Source organism: Mycolicibacterium alvei, assembly GCF_010727325.1.
Classification (GTDB): Bacteria; Actinomycetota; Actinomycetes; order Mycobacteriales; family Mycobacteriaceae; genus Mycobacterium; species Mycobacterium alvei.
The window spans coordinates 3,340,752-3,365,036 of sequence record NZ_AP022565.1 but is presented as its reverse complement, the minus strand read 5'-3'; the positions used below and the strand labels follow the sequence as shown (position 1 = coordinate 3,365,036).

Sequence of the window (24,285 nt, the reverse complement as noted above, 5' to 3'; positions counted from 1 at the left end):
CGGTACAGTCCAATCGGGGGCAAGAGTTGAGACCGGTTGATTTGACTTCCTCCTACCGAAAGGTGTCTGCGGTGTCTTCCGCTTCGACGCAGAACGCCTCGGTTCAAGGCTCGCCGTGGTCCGAGCGTGAGGCCGAGTTGTTGGCGGTGACCCTGCGGCTGTTGCAGCAGCAGGGATACGACCGGCTGACGGTGGAAGCCGTGGCCACCGCGGCGAAGTCGAGCAAGTCCACGATTTACCGCCGCTGGCCGTCGAAGACGGAATTGGTGCTGGCGGCGTTCATCGAGGGCACCCGCGTACAGCTGGTTCCACCCCGCACGGGCGCGTTACGCACCGACCTTCTGAGTATCGGCGCCGCGGTGTGTGCACAGGCACGCGAGCACGCCAGCACGATGAGCGCGATCATGAGCGAGATTGCGCACAGCCCGGAATTGAGTGCGGCCATGCAGAATCAATTCGTACTGGACCGTAAGAAACTCATGACGGATGTTCTGGCCGAGGCAGTGGATCGTGGCGAGATCGACGCCGCCGCGATCCACGATGAACTCTGGGATGTGATGCCGGGATATCTGGTGTTTCGCTCCCTGATACCGGGCCGCCCGCCGACCGAGGAGACGGTTCAGGCCCTGGTCGACGATGTCTTGATACCCAGCCTGACCCGCTTCTGAACTCAGTCACTCCGTCCATCCGACCACGCCGCCGGGTACCAGTGGCACACCGATGCCGGCCGCCGCGGTGACCCCGGCCTGCCGCGCGTGTGCGCTCAGGATGTCCAGCTTGAACGATGTTCCCACCAAGAACATGTAGAACACGAGGCCGAGCTGGCCGACGACGTAGATCAGGGTGAGGTTCGGATGAGTGATGGTTTCGGCCCCGACGGTCAACGTGGTGGGAAACAGCCAGTGTTGCGCTGCGGGCCATCCGTCCCGTTCTCGGCTCCGAATCACCACTGAAGACCTTGCACACCGGGACAATGGAAGGACTGCGCCGTGTGGAAAGAGTTGCGGGCGACTGCCCGGCAGTTTTTGGGAATGATTGCCTCTACGCTGGGTATTCGGATGAGTGTCGAGGAGCCGCCGTACAGCGCGCAAGCGTTGGCCCGCGGCGTGGAGCTTCGCCGGTACGGGCCGCGCGTCGTGGCCCAGACAGTGGTGGTTGCGGACGAGGAAGAAGCCCGCAGTGCCGGCTTCCGGCGTGTGGCGGCCTATATCTTCGGCGCCAATCATCGGTCCGGCCTGATCGCGATGACCGCGCCGGTAAGCCGGCAGGCGATCAGCCGGCGTGGTCAAAAGATCGCGATGACCGCGCCGGTTGCGCAGCAGATGATCGAGAATGACGGATGGGTGATCCGCTTCTACATGCCCGCGGGGTCAACGTTGAGCTCCCTGCCGACGCCCGACGATCCTCGCGTTGCACTGGTTACGGTGTCCCCTGAAACGGTTGCGGTACTACGCTTCAGCGGTGATCGCGGCCCGGGTAGCGTGGCTGTGCGTACCCGGCATCTGCGCGAGGTACTGCGTGACTACGGATTCGTTGAAGCCGGAGAACCCGCCGCGTGGTTTTACGATCCGCCGTGGACGCTGCCGTGTCGGCGCCGCAACGAGATCGCTGTTGCCGTCGAAAGTTGACAGGAACCCCTACGTGGGGGTTATGACTCGTCATCTCCCGCTGCCAGACTGCGGTTCATCGATCCGTTCTGGGCGGCGACGCCGATGTTGTTGATCATGCCCGTGAAGATGATGCCGTGGAACGGCAGCAGCGAGTACCAATAGAGTCGTCCAGCAAGACCTTTCGGAAAAAAGATGGCACGCTGGTGCAGTCGCGTGGCGTGCTTACCGCGAGGTTCGAGTCGCCATTCGAGCCAGGCATTGCCGGGCGTGCGCATCTCGGCACGCAACCTCAACAAGTGCGGCCGCTGGATGCGTTCGACACGCCAGAAGTCCAGGGCATCGCCGGTGTGCAAGGCGTGAGGGTTGCGGCGACCGCGAGACAGGCCCACGCCCCCGGCAAGTCGATCCAGCCATCCGCGAATGGTCCAGGCCAGCGGAAACGAGTACCAACCGTTTTCACCACCGACCCCCTCGACAACCTCCCACACGTGCTCGATCGTTGCGTTGCAGTCGAGGCTGCGCTCGTCTGTGTAGATCACTTCGCCGGCCCAGCTGGGATCAGAGGGCAGCGGGTCGGCGGGTGCACCGGTCGGAGACGCGTTGGCCCACGTGGTTTCGACTTCACCGGTCTCGATGCGATGGAGTGCGAGTGCAACGGCGTCCCGATATGGGGTTGCCCCTGCCGGTGGCGGTGCGATGATCGAATCGATGTCGTGCTCAGCGGCAACGGCATCGGTGCTCAGGGATTCGATCAGGGCGCGCCCGATTTTCGGGGGCACCGGGGTGACCAGCCCGATCCACAGTCCGGCGAGTTTCGGTGTGAGAACGGGGAGTACGAGAATCCGTCGTCGAGCCAGGCCGGCGACGTCGGCATAGATTTGCATCATTTCGCCGTACTGCAACACATCTGGGCCACCGATGTCGTAGGCGCGGCTGTGCGGAAGTTCCGCGGTGGCGGCTTCCAACAGGTAGTACATGACATCGCGTACAGCAATGGGCTGTACGCGGTTGTTAACCCAACGCGGCGTTGTCATGACAGGCAGCCTGTTGGCCAGATGCCGGATCATCTCGAAAGACGCCGACCCGGAACCGATGACCACGCCTGCCTGCAGGACCAGGGTGGGGATGCCTGAGTTCAGCAGTATCTCCCCGACCTGGCCGCGCGAGCGCAAATGCATCGACAGTCGATCCGATTCCGAATGCAAGCCGCCGAGATAGACGATGCGTCGCACTCCGGCGCGTTGGGCGGCACTGACGAGGTTCTCGGCGCTGCGCCTCTCGGATTCGATGAACTCTCCGCCCGCGTTCATCGAGTGCACGAGATAGTAGACGACGTCGATGTCGCGGCAGGCGTCGGCGAGCGTGTCCGGCTCGGTGAGATCGCCGCGAACGACTTCCACATCCGATGCCCAGGGCACGTCGCTGATCTTGTCGGGGTTGCGGGCCATTGCCCGCACCCGGTGGCCGGCCTGTCTCAACCGTGGAACCAGGCGGCCGCCGATGTATCCGGTCGCGCCGGTAACCAGAACACGCAAAGCGGTAGCGGGGAGCGGCGGATTTGTCACGGGTTCTCCTCGCAAGATGCCAGAGCCCGAAGCCGGCCGACGGAGGACGACCGATGGGTGGATTACTCGTCGTGACCGGGATGCCCATATGACAAACGAGGTAAACCCGTTGGCTGTCAGGACACCTCAACGCAATCCACGGGCTGCCGGGTATCTGGTGCGATCAGGACACTATCTGCGCATATTGAGTCCGTTGAGCGCCCAGATCGTCAGATAGGCCAACCCGAAGAACGCCGCGACCGCTATCGCCACGCCCGTCGACTGGACGTAGGACAGCGGTGAGCGCATCCAGTCGAATGTCGCGGCGACCACTGCGTCCGGCTGGGTTACCAGGTCCCAGGAGTTCCATCGCTGGAACCTGCCGATGACCACGCCGACGGCACAGCCCGCAACCGACAGGACGACGGCCAGCCAGCCCCAGAACGAGCCGAATTCGTCGTCCAGGCGCTGATGCACCAGCAGCAGCGACACCACACCCAGCAGGATGCCGGTCCAGGCGGCGAACCCGTATTGCAGCACGTGGCGCCACAGCTCGTAGCCTTCGCCGAGGTGGACCAGGTCGGTCACCAGATAGGGCGCATTCGGCAGGAACGCCAACCAGGCGAGCCCCAGCGGCAGTAGCCACAGCCTGCGCTCGACCAGATCGAACGCGATCGCGAAGACCATCGGGATCCACGCCAGCACCAGATTCCACACCAGGAACTTGGTCGGGTAGGACATCGGGGCGGCCGGATCGGTGATCCCAAGGGCCAGGGTGAGCGCGGTGGTCGCCATCAGGGAGACGACCAGCAGGATGCCGCGGGCTTCGATCATGCGACCAGTTTGCCTGTCTCCCAAATGCAATGAGGCCCCGGGCGAACCCGGGGCCTCATTGTCGGCAGCTTCTTAGAACGCAGCCTCGTCGAGCTCCATCACCTCGTTGTCGATGGTCTCGATGACCTGACGGGTGCTGGTCAGCAGCGGCAGCATGTTCTTGGCGAAGAACGATGCCGCGGCGATCTTGCCCTCGAGGTAGGTGCGATCCTCCCCGGTGGCGCCGGCGTCGAGCTTCTCGATGGCCACCGCGGCCTGGCGGGCCAGCAGCCAGCCCAGCAGCAGGTCGCCGACCGACATCAGGAAGCGGACCGAACCGAGGCCCACCTTGTAGATGCTGGCGGCATCCTCCTGCGCGGCCATCAGGTAACCGGTGAGGGTGGCGGCCATGCCCTGCACGTCCTCCAGGGCGGTCGCCAGGAGGGCACGCTCGGTCTTCAGCCGGCCGTTGCCGGTCTCGTTCTTGATGAACTGCTCGATCTCACCGGCCACGAACGCCAGCGCCTGACCCTTGTCGCGGACGATCTTGCGGAAGAAGAAGTCCTGCGCCTGGATGGCGGTGGTGCCCTCGTACAGCGAGTCGATCTTCGAGTCGCGGACGTACTGCTCGAGCGGGTAGTCCTGCAGGAAGCCGGAGCCACCGAAGGTCTGCAGCGACTCCTGGCCCAGCAGGACGAAGGCCCGTTCGGAGCCGCAGCCCTTGACGATCGGCAGCAGCAGGTCGTTGACCTTGTGGGCCAGCTCAGGCTCCACCCCGTGGACGGCCTTGGCAACGTCCTCGTCCTGGAAGGTCGCGGTGTAGAGGTAGACGGCGCGCATGCCCTCGGCGTAGGCCTTCTGGGTCATCAGGGACCGGCGCACGTCGGGGTGATGGGTGATGGTGACGCGCGGGGCGGCCTTGTCCATCATCTGGGTCAGGTCGGCACCCTGAACGCGCTCCTTGGCGTACTCGAGGGCGTTCAGGTAACCGGTCGACAGGGTTGCGATGGCCTTGGTGCCCACCATCATTCGGGCCTGCTCGATGACGTCGAACATCTGCGCGATGCCGTTGTGCACCTCGCCGACCAGCCAGCCCTTGGCGGGAACACCGTGCTGACCGAAGGTCAGCTCACACGTGGTGGAGACCTTCAGGCCCATCTTGTGCTCGACGTTGGTGACGAAGGCGCCGTTGCGCTCGCCCAGCTCACCGGTCTCGAAGTCGAAGAGGAACTTGGGTACGAAGAACAGCGACAGACCCTTGGTGCCCGGGCCGGCGCCCTCGGGGCGGGCCAGCACCAGGTGCATGATGTTCTCGAACAGATCGTCGGAGTCGGCGGAGGTGATGAACCGCTTCACGCCGTCGATGTGCCAGGAGCCATCCTCCTGCTGGACGGCCTTGGTGCGGCCGGCGCCCACGTCGGAACCAGCGTCGGGCTCGGTGAGCACCATGGTGGCGCCCCAGCCGCGCTCGGCGCCAAGCACTGCCCACTTCTTCTGCTCTTCAGTGGCGTTGTTGTAGAAGATCTCGCACATGCCCGCGCCCATCGCGTACATGTAGGCCGCGGGGTTCGCGCCGAGCACGTGCTCGATCAGCGCCCACTGCAGGGCACGCGGCACCGGCATACCGCCGAGTTCCTCGGAGAGGCCGACCTTGTCCCAGCCACCCTCGAGGAGGGCGCGCATCGACTTCTTGAACGACTCCGGCAGCGTGACGCTATGGGTCTTGGGATCGAAGACGGGAGGGTTGCGGTCGCCGTCGGCGAACGATTCGGCGATGGGTCCCTCGGCCAGTCGGGCGATCTCCGCGAGCATCTCGCGAGCCGAATCCTGATCGAGATCCGCAAACTTGCCGGTGCCGAACACCTTGTCGATGCCGAACACGTCGAACAGGTTAAAGACCTGGTCACGGACATTGCTCTTGTAGTGGCTCACTTTTCCTCCTTGTGGAATGCCACCTGAGGTTGGGTACTTTGGATAAGTTACCCACCAGTAACTGCGGCCAACTATACCGTTCGGTAACTTCAACGCAAAGAGCGTTCGAGCAATTTCTGGGACCTAACCAACCCAGTGGTTGATCGAAGGTTGTACCTCATTGCGCAAATGCCTTTGACCTGCAGTTACATTCTAATGTGACGATCCTCACGAATATCGCCATTAGGGTGATCGGATGCGTCGAGTCGCGGTGTGGGGCACGGGAAACATGGGTGCAACGGCGATCCGGTCGGCCACGGCCTTCCCGGGTCTGGAGCTGGCTGCGGTCATCACGTCATCTGAGGACAAGGCTGGTCGGGACGCGGCGTCGTTTGCCAAGCTCGACAGCCCTACCGGCGTCACTGCGACCACCGACGTCGACGCGGCACTGGCCCAGTGCGATGCGGTGGCCTACATGTCTTCTGGCGACATCCGGCCCGAGGAAGCCCTTGCCGAGATCGAGCAATGCCTCCGCGCCGGGAAACAGGTGGTGACCCCGTCGCTGTACTCGCTGTACGACCCGGCGTCGGCCCCCGGTGAGTGGGTCGAGCGGCTCACCGACGCCGCGGTGGCCGGCAACTCCGCACTTCTGGTCAGCGGTGTCGACCCGGGCTGGGGCAATGACGCTCTGGCGGTGATCGCAGCCGGCCTGTGTACCCGGATCCGGACCATCCGGTGCCAGGAGATCTTCGACTACTCCACCTATAACCAGCCACATTCGGTGCGGGTGCTGTGTGGTTTCGGTGGATCGATGGACGAGACGCCGATGATGTTGCTGCCCTCGATCCCGACCATGGTGTGGGGCGGTAACGTCCGGCTCATCGGCCGCGGCCTCGGACTGGAGATCGACGACATCACCGAGACGGTCGAACGGCTGCCGCTGGACGTGGCCGTCGACAACGTCATGGGCCGGTTCGAGGCCGGCACCCAGGGCGCGTTCCGGCTTCAGGTCATCGGCTGGGCCAACGGCGTCGAGCGGGTCGTCATCGAACACATCACCCGTATCGACCCGGCCTGTGCGCCCGACTGGCCACAGCCCGACGAGGGTGTCGGCGACCATCGGGTGATCGTCGACGGCGATCCGCAGCTGAGCATCGTGGTGCGCGCGGACGTGCCGGGTGGCACCCGGGCCGACGGCGGCAACACCACCGCGGCCAACCGCCTGCTCGGTGCGATCGACTGGCTGGCCACCCAGAAGCCCGGCATCTACGACGGTCTCGACGTGCCGCTGCATCCACCGCTGCCTACCGAGGTCGAAGCCACCCGCTGGATCTAGCTTCCCTTTCTGCTCGTGAAGGCTCAGGCTTGGGACAATGCCTCGGCGGGTTCCGGTTCGGGGGCCTCTGTTGACTCCGTTGACTCCGCGTCGGGCAGCTGACCCACCAGGTACTCGGCCAGCCCGCCGATGGTCGGGTAGTCGAAGACCGCGGTCGCGTTGAGCGTGAACTTGCCGCCGAACTGCGTGTGCAACCGGTTGCGGAGTTCGATCGCCATCAGCGAGTCCGTGCCGAGATCCAGGAAGCGGCTGGTCGCGGCCGGCGGAGAGGCGAGCCGCAGGAAGTTCTGCACCTCCTTCTGCAGGAACTCGGTCACGAACCCGGCCCGCTGCGGTACCGGGATCTCGAGCAGCTGCTTGAGAACCTCACTGTCACCGATGACCTCGCCGACGGCACTCGGCAACACCAGATCGAGGATCGGCGGCCGCTGACTGCCCAGTACCTTCGCGGCCCGCTGCCAGTTGGCCTTGATGACGGCCGCCTGACCGGTGCCGTTGGCGACGACCTCGGCCAGCGCACTCAGTGCCCCCGAGGGATCGAGCGGAATCAGGCCCTGCGCACCGATGTTGGCGGTGGCCGCCGCCGAGGAGGCCATGCCGCCCTGACCCCACGGGCCGAAGTTGATGCCGGTGGCCGGCAGGCCCTGCGCCCGGCGCTGCGCGATCAGGCCGTCGAGCAACGCATTGGCCGTCGCGTAGTTGGACTGCCCGGGTGAACCGAACAAGCTGGACACCGAGGAAGACACGATGAAGAAGTCCAGTTCGTCGTCCCTGGTCAGCCGGTCCAGGTGGCCTGCACCGAAAGCCTTGGGCGCCAACGTGGTCTGGAATCGCTCGATGCTCTGCTGGCCCAGCAGCGCATCGTCGAGCACGCCCGCCAGATGCACCACACCGGCCAGCGGCGAGACCTCCGCACGGATCCGCTCCAGGAGGTTCGCCACCTCGGACTCCTCGCCGACATCGGCGGTGAAGACGTGGATACGGGTCTTGTAACGCTCGGTGATCTCCTCGATCAGCTTCTGCGCGTCCGCATCGGGTGCGCGGCGGCTGGTCAGCACGATGTCGCCGGCACCGAGCTGGGCCAGGTACGACGCCGTGTGCAGGCCGATCGCACCGAGTCCACCGGTGATCAGGTAGCTCCGATCAGCCTTGGGCTGCAGTGGATTCGGGACCTGCACCACGATCTTGCCGATGTGCCGGGCCTGCTGCATGCGGCGGAACGCCGACCTCGCCTCGGTCAGCGGGTAGATCTCCGCGGGTAGTGGCTTCCACTGACCGTTCGCAAGTCCCTCCGACACCTCGGTGAGCAAGTCGCGAATGCGATCGGGCTCGGTGAACATCACCGTGTCCAATGCGACGATCTCGTAGGCGATGTCGGCTCGGGCCTCGGCCATCTTCTCCGGTGACCAGATGTCGCGCTTGGCAATCTCGGCGAAGCGGCCGTTCTGGGCAGTGGCCTTCAGCGTCGCCTCGATGAAGCCCTCGCTCGTGAGGCTGTTGAGCACCACGTCCACGCCGGCGCCGTCCGTGTCCGCCAGGATCTGATCGGCGAAATCCGTTGTCCGCGAGTCATAGACGTACTTCACGCCCAGCTTGCGCAGGGTTGTGCGCTTGAAGGTGCTGGCCGTGGCGAACACCTCGGCCCCGCATTGCTGGGCCATCTGGACGGCCGCCAGCCCGACACCACCGCTGGCGGCGTGAATGAGCACCTTGTCGCCCGGCTTCAGTTGCGCCCAGTCGAACGACAGTCGGACCGTGAGCGCCGCGGCGGGAATGGTCGCGGCTTCCACCGCGCTGATCCCGTCCGGGATCGGCGCCAGGAACTGGGCGGGCACGTTGAACCGGCTGGCGAACGCACCCTGCATGGAGCCGTAGACGCGCTGCCCGACCTCGAGTCCGGTGACGTCGGCGCCCAATTGGGTGACCACACCGGCGAAGTCACCGCCGATCGGCCCGGGATCACCCGGGTAGAGACCCAGGACGTTGAGCACGTCACGGAAGTTGAGGCCCGCGGCTTCCACCCGGACCTGCACGTAGCCCTCGTCCGGCGGCGGTACCTCGGTCTCGGTGATCCGGAGGTTGTCGATGGCACCGCGTTCGGTGGGTGCGAGGACGTAATCGCTCCCGCGTGGGACGGTGAGGTGTCCACTGCGCGCCCACGGTAGCAACCGCGACGCCAGCAGTTTCCCTTGCCGCACTGCGAGTTCCGGCTCCTCGATCGGTGCGGCGAGCAGAGTAGCCAGGGCCGCAACGGCCTCCGGTGATCCGTCGCCGTCGACGAGCTTGGCGCGCAGCGCCGGTTCCTCGTTGATCGTGGTGCGCCCGAATCCCCACAGGGCCGCCTGCACCAGATCCACCGGCTCACCCGATTCGGTGGCCACGGCGCGTTCGGTGACGATCCATAAGCCACCGGGCAGCTTCATCTCGCCGCCTTGCACGGTGTGCACTGCACCGAGCAGGTTGGCGATCTCGGTGTCGAGTCGCGCCTGGCTGTCGGCGCCGGTCTCCGCTGTGCCCGGCGCGCCGGCCCGCCAGACGACGCCGGAGAACGGCAGGCCGCGTTCCTTGGCCTCGGCCAGCACCTCGCCCAGTTGTTGACCGGTGTTGCGATCGAAGGGGATGCAGCCCGGCACCTTGGCGGCAAGTTCGTCGAACCCGGCGATCAACCAGGTGCCGCTGGGGGTTTCGGCCGCACCGTCGGAGGGCGGTACCGGTACCTCATGCCAGCCGAGCGTGTACAGCAGCCGGGTGGCATCGCCGCCGAGGCCACGCAGCAATGCCTCGCGGGGTGCGCGCTTGACCGTGAACTCGCGAATGCCGCCCAGGTGACGGCCATCACGATCGATGTAGTCGAGGTCGAACACCTGGGTCTCGCTGTCGAGGGGGCTCTGGTGCCACTTCGCGCGGCAGTAGAACCGCCGAGGCATCTTCTCCTTCAACGTCACCTGCCCGTACCGCAGCGGCAGGAACAGATCGTTGACTCCCTGTTCGGCCGCGAGCAGCGCCGGGAACGCCGGGAAGGCGACGCCCGTGCACAGGTCCATCAGGACCGGGTGCATCGGCTCGGTTCCCAAGTGGTCGGCGAGTTCCTCGCCGACCAGGATGTCGCCGATCGCCTCGCCCTCACCGAGCCACAGCGACTTCAGGGAGCCGGACCAGTTTGGGCCCCAAGCCAACTCCAGGTCGGCGAAGGTCTCGAACAGCTCCTGCGGACGCATCCGGTTCAACCGCTCGATCGTTTCGTCGATCGGATCGTCCTCGGTGGTGGGCTCTTCGGTGTCGTCGCCCAGGCCGGCCACCACGGTGCCTTCGGCATTCAACGACCAGTCGGCGTCGCGTTCCCCGTAGGGGCGGCTGTGCACCTGGAACTTCCACCCGCCGCCACCGTCCAGTGGATGCAGGGTCAGCTGCACCTCGCGAGAAGTCTTCTCGGGCAGAATGATCGGCTCGTAGAAGAAGACGTCTCGGGCGTGGGCCGGGGTGCCGACCGCGGCCAGCGCCATCGCGGCATACGTCGCACCAGGGACGACGACCGTGCCGTAGATGACGTGATCGGACAGCCACGGCTGGGATCGGACGGACAACCTGCTGGTGTAGACCGAGTCGCCCGATGCGAGATCTTTTGCACTTCCGAGGATTCCGGACGAAGCAGCCGAACCGATGTTTCCATCCGCGGCGATGCCGGCCGACTTGGGCCAGAAGCGGCGGTGCTGGAACGGATATGTCGGCAACTCGACTTTGTGGCCAGGCCGGTGTTGTACCGCCGCGAAGTCGGGTCGGAGGCCGCCGACATAGGCTGCGGCCAGGGCGTCGGCGACCTGTCGCCGGTCGCCGAAGCCCTTACGCAGCGAGACGATTGCGCGTGGTGCGGCCAGGTGCTCCGGCCATACCTGTACCGCCGCACTGGTCAGTACCGGTTGCGGACCGATCTCCATCAGTACCGTGCAGCCCAGCGCCGCGACCGTACGCACACTTTCGGAGAACTGCACGGGCTGACGCGAATGCCGGCGCCAGTATTGGGCGTCGAGCGGGGTCTGAGTCGTCAGGATGGCCCCGGTGCGGTTGCAGACCAGGGGGAGCGTCGGCGCGGCGAACTGCACCTGCGCGGCGTACGCCTCGAATTCATCGAGCACCGGATCCAGCAGTTCCGAGTGGAATGCGTGGCTGGTCTGCAGCCAGGTGCAGCGGATCCCGTCGTCGCCGAATCGGGTGACGATCTCCTCGAGATCGTCGCCCGGCCCCGAGAGCACGGTGTTGGGTCCGTTGTAGGCGCCGACCGACACCCGCGGGAATTTTCCTGCGATCTCCTCGACGTGCTTGGGGTCGGCGAAGACGGCCACCATGCGTCCGCCTTCGGGCAGGCTGCCGAACAGTCGTCCGCGCTCGGCCATCAGCCGTGCGCCGTCCTCCAGGCTGAATACCCCGGCGACGCAGGCCGCGGCGTACTGGCCGACGCTGTGGCCCAGCACCACGTCGGGTTCGATGCCCCATGACTGCCACAGCCGCGCCAGGCCCATCTCGACGGCGAAGAGCGCCGGCTGCGCATACGACGTGTCCCGCAGGCTTTCTGCAGCACCGTTACCGGTGGCGAACATCACGTCGAGCAGCGGGCGCGGCAGCATGCCCTTGACCGCTTCGGCGCACTGCGTCACGGTCTCGGCGAAAACCGGTTCCGTATCGAACAATTCACGCGCCATCCCCGGGTACTGGCTTCCCTGCCCGGTGAACAACCACGCGGTGGTCGGCTGGTTGGTGTGCTCACCACGCACCACCCCTGGTCGGGTCCGGTTCTCGGCGAGGTCGGCCAACCCCTGGCGGGCCTCCTCGATCGAGTCCACGACCAGCGCGGCCCGATGCTCGAAGTGTGACCGTCCGGTTCCGGCGGTCAGACAGACGTCGGTGAGGTCGGCGTCCGGGTGGCCAGTCAGCCACGTTTCGTAACGTTGGGCCAGCGCGCCGAGTGCCTCCGGTGACCGCGCGGACAGCGCCAGCACAGTGACCTGCTCGTCGGGACCAGCCGATTCGGTCACGACCTGGTCGGCGGGTTGCTCCTCGGCATCGGCCGGTCGTGCGGGGGCTTCCTCGATCAGCACGTGCGCGTTGGTGCCGGTGAATCCGAACGAGCTCACACCGGCGCGGCGCGGCCGGCCGTTGGTCTGCCAGGGAGTCGACTTGTCCACGACCTGCACCGGCAGGGAGTCCCACGGGATGTGTGGTGACGGATTCTCGAAGTGCAGGCTCTGCGGCAGGGTTTCATGCTGCAGCGACAACACAACCTTGATCAGACCCGCTGCACCCGAGGCTGATTCGGTGTGACCGATGTTGGTCTTGACCGAACCCATCAGCAACGGTCGGTCGGCGTCGCGCGAGACACCGTAGGCGGCGGCCGCTGCCTGGACTTCGATCGGATCGCCGAGTGGGGTGCCGGTCCCGTGTGCTTCGAGGTAGTCGACGTCCCCGCCGGTCCACCCTGCGCGGGCCAGTGCCATTGCGATGAGCCGTTGCTGCGCACCACCATTGGGTACGGTCAAGCCGCTCGATGCGCCGTCCTGGTTCACCGCGCTGCTGGGAATGACCGCGCAGATCCGGTCGCCGTCGCGCTCTGCGTCGCTCAGCCGCTTGAGCACGAGAACACCGCAGCCCTCACTGCGTACGTAGCCGTCTGCGGAGGCGTCGAAGGTCTTGCACCGCCCGACGGGGGAGAGCATGCGTGCACGCGATGCGGCGACGACGGTCACCGGGGAGAGCAGGACGTTCACGCCGCCGGCCAATGCCAGGTCGCAGTCGCCGGAGTGCAATGCCTGGCAGGCCTGATGGATCGCCACCAGCGCCGAGCTGCACGCGGTATCGACGGCCATTGCCGGGCCTTCGAATCCGAGTGCGAAAGCAACCCGGCCGGAGATGGCGTTGAGGGCATTGCCGGTGATGAAGTACGGCTCGATTTTATCGATCGACTCTGATGACAGCAGGTGCGCGTACTCGTTGGCGGCCACCCCGGCGAACACGCCGGTCCGGCTGCCACGCAACGCGGCAGGCGAGTACCCGGCCCGTTCGAGCCCCTCCCAGACTGTTTCGAGCATGAGGCGTTGCTGGGGCTCGATCCAGACGGCCTCACGCGGGGAGATGCCGAAGAACTCGGGGTCGAATCCGTCGATGCCGTCGAGGAACCCGCCGAAGCGCGTATAGGTCTTGCCGGCAACCTCGGGATCCGGGTCGTAGAACTCGTCGATGTCGAATCGGTCTTCGGGTACTTCCCGGATGGCGTCGACGCCACCGGACAGCAAGTCCCAGAAGGCTTCCGGGTTGGGTGCGCCGGGGAAGCGGCACGACACACTGATGATCGCGATGGGCTCGTCGGTGCGCGTTGTCACGGCTGCCGGTTGTGGCGCAGGTTTGGCCTGCTCATTGAGCCCGAGCACGTCGCCGAGCAGATACTCGGCGACATCGGAGATCCGGGGGTGATCCATCACCAGCGTGATGGGGATCTCCGCGCCCACTCCCTGCTCGATGCGGCGACGCAACTCGACGGCCATCAGCGAATCCATGCCGAGGTCGAAGAACCCGGCGTCCTCGCGGATCTCCGAGGAGTCCACCCGCGTCACCTCTGCCACCGCATCGCGCAGATAATCGGTCAGGAGCTTCTTACGTTGTTGCACAGGAGCATTGGTCAGGCGCTCGACCAGCTGCGTCTTGCCGGATGCGGTGGTGGGCGCGGCGTTCGAAACCTCTGCTGGTACCTCACGTTCCAGCTCCGCAAGGAATCCGCGCCGGCCGGCCTGCTGGTACAGCGGCAGGAAGCGGGCCCAGTCGATCCGGGCGACGACTCCTTGGGGCGCACCCTGCGCCGAGGCTGCCGCTACGACGTCGGCCAGTCCGGCCAGCGCATCGGCGGGTGGCAGGGTCCGGACGCCACGCTGATCCAGCCGCGCACGAGACTCTGCATCGGCCATACCCGCGGCCCATGGACCGAAGTTGACGCTGGTCCCCGGGATGTTCTGCTCGCGCAGTCGCCAGGCCAGGCCGTCGAGGAAGGCGTTCGCCGCACCGTAGGCAGTCTGTCCGTATCCACCCCAGACCGAGGCGATCGACGAGGTGGTGATGAAGAAGTCGAGATTCGCCTCTGCCGCGTCTTCACTCAAATGCCAAGCACCCCAAACCTTGCCGGCGAAGACACGATCTACCTCGGCGTCGTCCAGGTTGCCCAACGGGGTGGTGCCGAGTTCACCCGCGGCGTGCACGATGCCCGCCAGCAGCGGCATCTCGGCCGCCACGGTCTTGAGCAGGCGCGCGACGTCGTGCGCATCGGCCACGTCGGCAGTCACGACCCGGATCTCGCACCCGTGCTGGTCAGCGAGTTCGGTGATGCGTTGCGCGGCGGCTTCGCCGGGTGAGTGACGGCTGGTCAGCACCAGGTGCCTGGCGCCGTGGGCGGCCAGGTATCCGGCGATCTCCAGGCCGATCGAACCCAGTCCGCCGGTCACCAGATAGGTTGCATCGCTGCGCAGTTCAAGAGGAGTGCCGCTCGGCAGGTCCTCGCGACGGACCAGCCGTGGGACATAGACGGCCTGATCGCGCACCGCGATCTGGTCTTCCCGCCGGGCCGCATCGGTCGACATCGTGATCCGGTTGAGCAGCGCGGTCCATTCGTCGGCACTGCCGTCGGACAGGTCGGCCAGCCCGCCCCAGAGCTGCGGGAGTTCGAGTGCCGCTGCGCGACCGAATCCCCACAGGGCGGTCTGTTCAGGCGCCACGGTGTCCGCATCGGCGACGTGCTGTGCGCCGCGGGTGACCAACCAGATCGGTGCCCTCAACTCGGCCTCGGCCGCAGTGCGGAACAGACGTCGCGTTCCAGCCAGGATGTGGTGTTGCATCCGCAGCAGTGACCGCATCGAGGACATGGTCTTGGCTTCGGGTTGCCCGTCCAGCGCTGCCACGTGAAGGATGCGAAGAGCCGAACCGTCGGCAGCCGCAGTGTGCAGCGACTCGGCGAGTTGATCGGTGTCTGCGTCAGACGTCGGCAGCCCGAGGAATCGATACTGCTCCCCGCGCGCGTTCAGCGCGTCGACCAGCGGCTGGACCGCCGGGGAATCCTCACCGATGAGCAGCCAGGTGGACGACTCGCCGCCGACCGTGCCAGACAGCGGAGTCACCGCTTTCTCCCAGCGGAACTCGTAGCGGTCGTCGGCGATGGACTGGGTCGACCGCTGGCGGTTGTGTTGCGCCGCAAGCTTGGTCAGCACGTCCAGGGTCTGACCGTCGCCGTCGGCGCCGTCGAGCAGGGCCGCGAGCTCCTCGAGGCGGCCGTCTTCGAGAAGGCGAACGGCCTGAGTGCGCGGACCCGTGACGTGCTGCTGTTGGTTGGGCTGTTCCCGATTGTCCCGATACCAGTACTGGCGATGCTCGAACGGGTAGGTGGGCAGATCGAGTTTCCGCGCCTGCGACTGGCGGAACGCGCCGAACTGGGGCAGGTGGCCCAGGACGTATGCGTCGGCGAGGGCCTCGGTGATCTGCCGTTGGTCGGTGGTGTTGGGGCGCAGCGACGCGATCACCCGCGGTGCGCCGGCCGGGTCGGGCCAGGCTCCCAGCGCGGTGGCCGTGAGCACCGGTCGCGGCCCGATCTCCACCAGCAGCTTGCAGTTCATATCGGCTAGGGTGCGCACACTCTTGGCGAACTCCACCGGTTGACGGGCGTGGCGGCGCCAATATGCGCCGTCGAGCTTCACGCTGCGGCCCAGCGCCGCGCCGGTGCGGTTGTCGATCAGAATCCGTTGCGGTGCTTTGAAAGTGAAACTGTTTGCATACAATTCGAATTCATCGAGGATCGGATCCAGCAGCGCGGAGTGGAAGGCGTGGCTGGTTTCGAGCCAGTCGCACCGGACACCGTCAGCGGTCAGCCTGGCGACCGCCCTCTCCAGGTCCTCCGCGGGACCCGACAGCACCGTATTGGCACCGTTGTAGGCGGCAACCGACAGTGTGGGGAACTCGTCGGTGAGGCTCTCCACCCGCTCGGAGGCGGTGAACACCGCGACCATGCGGCCACCTGCCGGCAGACTGCCGAACAGGCGACCCCGCTCGGCCATCAGAAGCGCACCGTCCTCCAGGCTGAACACGCCCGCGACGCAGGCCGCCGCGTACTGACCGACGCTGTGGCCCAGCACCACGTCGGGTTCGAATCCCCACGATTGCCAGAGCTGTGCCAGCCCCATCTCCACCGCGAACAGGGCGGGCTGTGCATACGAGGTTTTGCGCAACGTCTCTTCAGCACCTGGTCCGTCCAGATCGAAGATCACGTCCAGCAGCGGCTTGTCGAGCTTGTCGGCGACGGCCGCCGCGCAGCGATTCAGCGTTTCGGCAAACACCGGCTCGGCGTCGAACAGCTCCCGGGCCATGCCCGCGTACTGGCTGCCCTGGCCGGTGAACAGCCACGCCGTCTTGGGCCTGTCGTGGGATTCGCCGCGGATCAGTCCCGGTGCCGGGCGGTCGTCGGCGAGCGCGCCGAGCAGTTCGATGGCGGATTCCCTCGAATCGACCACCAGCGCGGCGCGGTGCTCAAGGTGGGCACGGCTGACTCCCGCGGTGTAGCACACGTCGGCCAGGGTGGCGTCGGGGTGAGCGCTCATCCAATCCCGATACTGTTCGGCCACCTGCACCAATGCGGACGATGTGTGTGCCGAGAGGGGGAGGATGCCGAACCGTGCCGGCCGGGGCTGCTCCACCGGACGCGCTTCCGCCGGTTCGGGCGCTTCCTCCAGGATGACGTGGGCATTCGTCCCGGCGAAACCGAACGAGCTGACACCCGCGATGCGCGGCGTGCCGTTGCGCTCCCAGGGGGTGGCCTCCTTGACCACCTCGACCGCGAGCCGGTCCCACGGAATGTGTGGCGACGGGTTCTGGAAGTGCAGGTGTTGAGGCAGCAACTCGTTCTCGAGGGACAGGACGACCTTGATGACGCCCGCGATGCCGGCGGCCGCCTCCAGATGCCCGATGTTCGTCTTCGCCGAGCCCATCAACAGCGGCCGCCCGGGTTCGCGTCCGGGGCCGAATGCCGCCCCCGCGGCCTGGGCCTCGATCGGGTCGCCCAGCGACGTCCCGGTGCCGTGTGCTTCCAGGTAGTCGACCTCGTTGGGTTCGAGACCGGCGCGCTTGAGCGCATCACCGATGACGCGCTGCTGAGCGACGCCGTTGGGCACGGTCAATCCGCCCGACGCGCCGTCCTGGTTGATCGCACTGCCGCGGATCACGGCCCGGATGTGGTCTCCGTCGCGGAGGGCGTCTTCGAGGCGCTTGATGACGATGACGCCGCAGCCTTCGCCGCGCACATAGCCATCTGCGGCCGCATCGAACGTCTTGCACCGGCCGTCCGGCGCCAGCATGTGCGCACTGGAGAAAGTGATCATGGTGGCGGGTGTGAGCAGGACGTTCGCCCCGCCGGCCAGCGCGAGGTCGCACTCGTTTAAGCGAAGTGCTTGGCACGCTTGATGGATCGCCACCAGCGATGAGCTGCACGCCGTGTCGACCGCGATCGAGGGGCCCTGCAGGCCCAACCGATAGCTGATCCGGCCTGCGGCCGCGGCATTCGACGTCCCGATGGCCATGTAGGCCTCGATCTCGGGATAGGTCAGCTCGTCAGAGGCCATTCCGAGGTAGTCGTGGGTGGCCAGACCTACGAACACGCCAGTGTTGGTGTCAGCCAGTGCCGTTGGCGCGGTACCCGAGTGTTCCACCGCCTGCCAGGCTGTTTCCAGCAGCAGCCGATGCTGTGGGTCCATCAGTCTGACCTCGCGTGTCGACATGCCGAAGAACGGCGCGTCGAATCCGGTTACGTCATCGACGAAACCCGCGCGGCGGGTCACCACCTTGCCTGGTACACCGGGCTCCGGATCGAAGAATTCCTCGATGTCCCAGCGGTCTTCGGGTACGTCCGAGATCCCTTCACGTCCCGTCCGCAGCAGGTCCCAGAAACGATCAGCGTCCGGTGCCCCCGGAAAACGTGCAGCGTAGCCAACGATGGCAAAACGTGCGGATGGTTCGTTCGGACGTGCAACGGATTTCATCCCGTTGTCCTCCTCGCATCGGCGTGCAGAAAATACACCTCCGCGCATCCCCCCGAAAGCGCCTGAAGATCAACCCGACCCACTATTGCATGTGAACCTGTGGCGCGCGCGACTCCCCTTGCCCTGTCAAGGTTCCCCGCGTTGCCCTGTCCTTCCTCTGTCAAATTTCCCTCAGCAAGCTCCCTGGGTCATCTGGCCGGATCGACAGGTATGTTGTTGCCCTGGGGGGTCCCGCCGGCCCGGAAGCGGCCGTGCGCAGAGCACTACTGGGAGGGCCTGGGTTTTGCGGATCGGTAAGATAACTGTTGGCGCACTTGATGAATGGGCGCTGAGTCCTGGCTCGGTGACCTCTTGGCACCCGACGGCCGCGGCTCAGGAAACGGCGAAAAGCGCGCCGGTGAGCTCGGTGCCGGTTAGCTACATGCAGAGCCAACATCTGCGTAATTACAGCCGGCGTAAAGCGGCGGGACTGAACTTCTCGCGACAGATCATCGCTAGCTGTGAGGTTGCTGGGCAATGTGATATCTCGGCCATGGATCACGCCGTGAATACCTACCTGCGCAGGCACGACACATTCCGGAGCTGGTTCGAAGAAGGTGATGACGGCCAATTCGTCAGGCATGCAATGGAAAACCCGGCCGATATTGAATTCGTACCGGTCGACCAGGGCAGTCTGACCGTTGAAGAAATTCACGCTCACGTCGTGTCGATACCAAATCCCCTTGAATGGGGCTGCTTTACGTTCGGCATCATCCAGAACGAAGACCATTTTACTTTTTTCGCTGCCATGGACCACGTCCACGGGGATGCGACATTGATCGGCACCACAATGATGGAAGCCAACGGAATGTATTCCGCGATGAGTGGCAGTGGACAGGCCCTCACACTTCCTGATGCCGGCAGCTTCGACGATTTCTGCATCCGCGAACGCGAGTACACATCGACGTTGACCTTGGAATCGCCGGGAGTGCGCGCCTGGATCGACTTCGCCGAGAACAACCGAGACGGTTTCCCGGAATTTCCTCTGCCACTGGGGAATCCGAATAAGTCGGCCAGCAGTGCCTGGTCCTCTGAGGTCCTGATGGATCCGGCGCAGACGGAACGTTTCGACGGTGCATGCGCGGCGGCCGGTGCCCGTTTCGTCGGTGGGTTGTTTGCATGTCTGGGCCTGGTGGAGCACGAATTCACCGGTGCACTCACGTATTATGGCCTCACGCCGAGGGATTCGCGCACGGCAGGTGACAATTTCATGACCCAGGGTTGGTTCACCGGACTGATACCGATCACCGTTCCGGTGGCGGCAGCATCCTTCAACGATGCGGCATGGGCAGCGCAGGCGTCCTTTGATTCGGGCCTGGACATGGCGAGAGTTCCGTATTACCGCGTGTTGGAGTTGGCGCCATGGTTGAACTGGCCGCAGCCCAACTTTCCGGTATCGAACTTTCTGCACGGTGGAGCGGCGCCCCTCAACGCCATCCTCGCGGCGGGCGACATGGGGTTGGCGAACAACATCGGCATGTATCCGGACAACCGCTTCTCGTACCAATTGACGATTTACATCTTCCGGTACGGGGAGGGCACGGTCATGGCGATCATGCATCCCGACAACCCGGTCGCCAAGAAGTCGGTCACCCGCTACCTGGGGGCGATGAAATCGGTGTCATCACGAGTTGCTGACAGCGGTCATTGGGGCCGGGTCGCGTAGCCGTGAGCAAACAATGATCGGATACATTCCGCTTTGCTCCGGCTGCGAGGTAGGGGCGAGGGCAGCATGCGACGGTTAGCCGATTTCGTGGTGCGGTGGCCCTGGGCCGTCATCGGGATCTGGGCGGCGCTGCTCGTCGCCCTGCCGTTGGCCTGCCCATCGTTGAGCGACATGGCCCAGAAGCATCCGCTCGCCATCCTGCCCAGTGATGCACCGTCGAGTGTCACCGCCCAGCAGATGACCGAGGCGTTCCATGAATCGGGCAACAACAACCTGTTGTTGGTCGCGCTGATCGACGAGAACGGGTTGGGCTCCTCGGACGAGACGACCTACCGCAAGCTGGTGGACGCGCTGCGCGATGACGTGGCAGATGTCGAGAGCGTGCAGGATTTCGTCGGCACACCCCAGCTTCGGCAGTTCCTGACCAGCAAGGACAAGACCACCTGGGTGTTGCCGGTGGGCCTGGTGGGTGAGCTGGGCACACCGCGGGCGATGGACTCGTTCAACCGGGTTTCCGAGGTCGTCAAACTCAGCACGGCCGGCAGCCCGTTGGCAATCCACCTCACCGGTCCCGCGGCCACCGCCGCCGACCTCACCGTCGCGGGAGAGAACGATCGGCTCCCGATCGAGATCGCGATCGCGGTATTGGTCCTGGCGGTGCTATTGCTGGTCTACCGAAACCCGGTCACCATGCTGCTGCCATTGGTGACGATCGGATCGTCCCTGCTCATCGCTCAGTCGCTGGTGGCAGGCTTCTCCGCGCTGACGGGTACCGGCGTGTCGAATCAGTCCGTCGTATTTCTGAGCGCGATCATGGCGGGCGCCGGCACGGACTACGCGGTGTTTCTGATCAGCCGCTATCACGATTATTTGCGGCTGAACAATGACTTCGACCAGGCCGTGCGGGCGGCGATGATGTCGATCGGAAAGGTGATCTCCGCCTCGGCGGCGACCGTGGGTCTCACCTTTCTGCTGCTGAGCTTCACGAAAATGGGCGTGTTCAGAACGGTCGGGGTGTCAGCGGCGATCGGTATCGGCGTGGCGTATCTGGCCGGACTGACGTTGCTGCCGGCCATCCTGGTCCTGGCAGGGCCCCGCGGTTGGGTCAAGCCGCGGCGCGAGCTGACCGCCCGGTTCTGGCGGCGTTCGGGAATTCGCATCGTTCGCCGGCCGGTTCCTCACCTCGTTGCCAGCATCCTGGTGTTGGCTCTGCTGGCCGGTGCCGCGATCTTTGCCCAATACAACTATGACGATCGCAAGGTGGTGGCGGCGTCGGCGCCGAGTTCGATCGGGTACGCCGCGGTGGAACGCCATTTCCCCATCGCCCAGTCGATTCCCGAATACATCCTCGTCCAGTCGCCGCACGACCTGCGCACGCCGCGGGGAATGGCGGACCTGGAGCAGATGGCTTCGCGCGTCGCGCAGCTGCCCGACGTCGGTCTGGTCAGTGGTATCTCCCGTCCCCTGGGCGAGGTGCCCCCGGAATTTCGGGCCACCTTCCAGGCCGGCATCGTCGGTACCCGGCTGGCCGACGGTTCCCAGCAGATCGATCAGCGCTCGGGCGACCTCAACCGGCTGGCGGCCGGGGCCAACACGCTGGCCGGCAGCCTCGCCGATGTGCGCACCCAGATCAACCAGATCGCACCCAGCCTGCAGGGTCTGGTGGACACGTTCTCCTCGGTGCGCACCGAATACGGAGGCGACAAGCTGGTGAGGGATGTCGGAACCGCGGCCAAGCTCGTGCAGAGCATCAATGCGCTCTCCAACGCCATGGGGTACAACCTGTCGGCCGTCAAGAACATGTTCGCCTGGATCGATCCGGTACTGGCCGCGCTGCAGAACAACGCCGTCTGCGATGCCAACCCCTCCTGCGCCGAGACCCGCATCCAGTTTCAGCGGTTGGTCGACGCAAACCAGGACGGCAGCCTCGACCAGATCAACGATCTCGCTCACCAGCTGAACGGCGCAGGTGACGACAAGCAATCCCTCAACGCCACGGTCACCAAGCTGAACGCCGCGCTGGCCAGCGTCAACAAGGCGGTCAAGGCCATGGGGCTGAACAAGCCCGGCGGTCCGCAGTCGGGTTTGAAGGATCTGCAGCACGGCGCCAACCGCCTGGCCGGCGGGAGCCAGGAAGTCGCAGGCGGTGTGGAGGAACTCGTCAAGCAGATCAAGGTGATCTCTGCCGGGCTGAACCAGGCCTCGTCGTTTCTGCTGACGATGCGCAACGACGCCGCGGATCCGGCACAGGCGGGGTTCAACATTCCGCCTGAGGTGTTGAACATGCCGGAGTTCAAGAAGGCCTCGGCGGCGTACGTCTCACCCGACGGCCGGTCGGTGCGGTATCTGGTTCAGACCAAGCTCAACCCGTTCAGCTCCGAGGCGATGGATCAGGTCAATCAGATCCAGGACGTCGCCCGGGGCGCCCAGCCGAACACCACGCTGGCCGATGCGTCGATATCGATGGGCGGTTTCCCGGCCGCACTGCGGGATACCCGTGACTACTACCAGCAGGACATCCGGTTCATCATGACCGCGACCCTGATCGTGGTTCTGCTGATCCTGATGTTGCTGTTGCGTTCGGTCGTCGCACCGCTGTACCTCGTCGGGTCGGTGCTGATCTCGTACTTCGCCGCACTGGGTATCAGTGTCCTGGTGTTCCAGACCCTTCTCGGCCAGCAGTTGCATTGGAGCGTGCCTCCGCTGGCCTTCGTGGTGCTGATCGCGGTGGGTGCCGACTACAACATGCTCCTGGTGTCGCGAATGCGGGACGAGTCTCCGCACAGCACGCGGTTCGGCGTGATCCGCACCCTGAGTTCGACCGGAGGCGTGATCACCGCAGCGGGTCTGATCTTCGCCGCCTCGGTGGCCGGTCTGATGTTCTCGTCCATCGGCATCGTGGTGCAGGGCGGCTTCGTGATCGGTGTGGGCATCTTGCTGGACACCTTCGTGGTGCGCACCATCACGGTGCCCGCCATCGCTGCGCTCATCGGCAAGGCCAACTGGTGGCCGTCACGTATAGGCGATCAGAAATCGCGACACACACCGGCAACGAGCACGTGACCACGGCGGGAAGCGCGCACACGTGATCTATGGAAAACTCGAAACGAAGCAGAGCGGGCAGGTGCAGAGATGAAGAAGCTCCTTGCAGGGCTGACGGTGCTGGTAACTGCCGGTGTCACAGGCTGTTTCGGTGTCGGGTCGGCAGCCGCCGATGATACACAGCCTCGCGGACCCTCGAGCGGCGCGACGCCACCTCCGGTGCCGGCGGACCCCGGAACGGCGTACGCGCTGGGGGGTGCCCACGTCCTCGGGATTCCCTATGACGAGTACATCCGGATGACGGGCGAGCAGTGGTTCCCCGGCATGAAGCGGATGAAGGTCGACTACCCGGCAGGTCAAGTTCAGGGTCACACCCTGGAACGTTTCTTCCCCGGCATCGGTGCTTTCGGAGAGCAGATCTATCCCGGTATCGGTCTGGACGGGCCCAGCATCGGTGAGTCTGTCGACGAGGGCGAAGGTAACCTCGATGCCGCCATCCGCAATGGCGGCAAGGGAACCGCGATGGGGCTGTCTGAGGGAGCGCTCGTGCTCAACGCCGTGAAGTCGCGACTGGCCAACGATCCGACGGCCCCGCCGCCGGATCAACTGACATTCGCGACGTTCGGCGACCCGATCGCCAGACATCCGTTCGGGGCGAGCTTCTTGACCCAGAACTTTCCCGTCGGCAGCGTCGTACCGTTCATGGATTACCGCATGCCGGCTCCCGTGGAAAGCCAGTACCACACCGACCAGTTCGTCTCGGCCTACGACAGCATCGCCGACTGGCCGGACCGGCCCGACAACTGGATGAGCGTCATCAACGCGATCGCCGGTTTGGCCACCGGTCACACCGCGATTGCCTTCACCAATCCGAGTAATGTTCCGCCGCAGAACATCCGGACGACGGTCAACTCCAAGGGCGCGACGACGACGACGTATCTGGTTCCGGAGGAGCATCTGCCCCTGGTGTTGCCGTTCAAGTACCTCGGATACGACCAGCACACGCTCAACGAGCTGGATCGTGTGCTGCTGCCGATGGTGGATGCGGGCTATTCGCGCAACGACGATCCGGCGACCGCTCCGGTCACGGTGGACCCGGTGCACGGCTTCGATCCGGCAGAGGTCACGGCGCCGGCCAACGAGGCGACATTCGGCGGCGGCACCGATCCGATGTCGGAGCTGGCCAACGCCGCGCTGTCTGTGCTGAACCCGCAGGGCGCGGGCTGACGGCGCCTTCTGAGCTGATGGATTTCGACGAGTTACGGACGTG

The 24,285-nt window shown here is 65.4% G+C and carries 11 protein-coding genes; 6 read left to right on the top strand and 5 right to left on the bottom strand.

The genetic code is table 11. From position 1 onward, the window contains the following. The first annotated feature begins 71 nt into the window (after window positions 1-71). Window positions 72-668: a TetR/AcrR family transcriptional regulator gene (locus G6N44_RS16105; protein WP_163665621.1), complete on the top strand. Its 597-nt coding sequence runs from the start codon at window positions 72-74 to the stop codon at window positions 666-668. Window positions 669-674: 6 nt separating this feature from the next. Here the strand turns inward: G6N44_RS16105 and G6N44_RS16100 are convergent, their stop codons facing one another. Continuing rightward, window positions 675-947 (bottom strand): hypothetical protein, encoded by a 273-nt coding sequence (locus G6N44_RS16100; RefSeq protein ID WP_235682750.1) that lies wholly within the window; start codon window positions 945-947, stop codon window positions 675-677. 84 nt (window positions 948-1,031) lie between these two features. Between G6N44_RS16100 and G6N44_RS16095 the strand changes: the two genes are divergently transcribed. Then, window positions 1,032-1,628, top strand: a complete 597-nt coding sequence (locus G6N44_RS16095; protein WP_163670027.1) for an SOUL family heme-binding protein — start codon at window positions 1,032-1,034, stop codon at window positions 1,626-1,628. Between the two features lie 20 nt (window positions 1,629-1,648). On the opposite strand, the gene G6N44_RS16090 is transcribed toward G6N44_RS16095, so the two are convergent. From G6N44_RS16090 to G6N44_RS16080, 3 genes are all read right to left on the bottom strand, one after another. Further along, complete coding sequence (locus tag G6N44_RS16090) at window positions 1,649-3,175, bottom strand: SDR family oxidoreductase (RefSeq protein ID WP_163665618.1); 1,527 nt, start codon at window positions 3,173-3,175, stop codon at window positions 1,649-1,651. Window positions 3,176-3,346: 171 nt separating this feature from the next. Then, window positions 3,347-3,988 (bottom strand): DUF1361 domain-containing protein, encoded by a 642-nt coding sequence (locus G6N44_RS16085; RefSeq protein ID WP_163665616.1) that lies wholly within the window; start codon window positions 3,986-3,988, stop codon window positions 3,347-3,349. A gap of 72 nt (window positions 3,989-4,060) precedes the next feature. Beyond that, window positions 4,061-5,899, bottom strand: a complete 1,839-nt coding sequence (locus G6N44_RS16080; RefSeq protein WP_163665614.1) for an acyl-CoA dehydrogenase — start codon at window positions 5,897-5,899, stop codon at window positions 4,061-4,063. A gap of 235 nt (window positions 5,900-6,134) precedes the next feature. Between G6N44_RS16080 and G6N44_RS16075 the strand changes: the two genes are divergently transcribed. Continuing rightward, window positions 6,135-7,214 (top strand): NAD(P)H-dependent amine dehydrogenase family protein, encoded by a 1,080-nt coding sequence (locus G6N44_RS16075; protein ID WP_163665612.1) that lies wholly within the window; start codon window positions 6,135-6,137, stop codon window positions 7,212-7,214. A 23-nt stretch (window positions 7,215-7,237) separates the two neighbouring features. Here the strand turns inward: G6N44_RS16075 and G6N44_RS16070 are convergent, their stop codons facing one another. Then, window positions 7,238-18,268 carry a type I polyketide synthase gene (locus G6N44_RS16070; protein ID WP_163665611.1) on the bottom strand — a complete coding sequence of 3,677 codons (11,031 nt, stop codon included), beginning with the start codon at window positions 18,266-18,268 and terminating at the stop codon, window positions 7,238-7,240. Window positions 18,269-18,551: 283 nt separating this feature from the next. Between G6N44_RS16070 and G6N44_RS16065 the strand changes: the two genes are divergently transcribed. The 3 genes from G6N44_RS16065 (at window position 18,552) to pe (ending at window position 24,242) form a co-directional block, all read left to right on the top strand. Beyond that, complete coding sequence (locus tag G6N44_RS16065; RefSeq protein ID WP_163665609.1) at window positions 18,552-19,973, top strand: condensation domain-containing protein; 1,422 nt, start codon at window positions 18,552-18,554, stop codon at window positions 19,971-19,973. A 66-nt stretch (window positions 19,974-20,039) separates the two neighbouring features. After that, a complete protein-coding gene (locus G6N44_RS16060) occupies window positions 20,040-23,036 on the top strand; it encodes an MMPL/RND family transporter (RefSeq protein WP_163665607.1) in 2,997 nt (998 codons plus the stop codon). 69 nt (window positions 23,037-23,105) lie between these two features. Beyond that, entirely contained in the window at window positions 23,106-24,242 is a 1,137-nt protein-coding gene (gene pe, locus G6N44_RS16055; protein ID WP_163665605.1) for an acyltransferase PE, read from the top strand. Window positions 24,243-24,285: the final 43 nt, after the last annotated feature.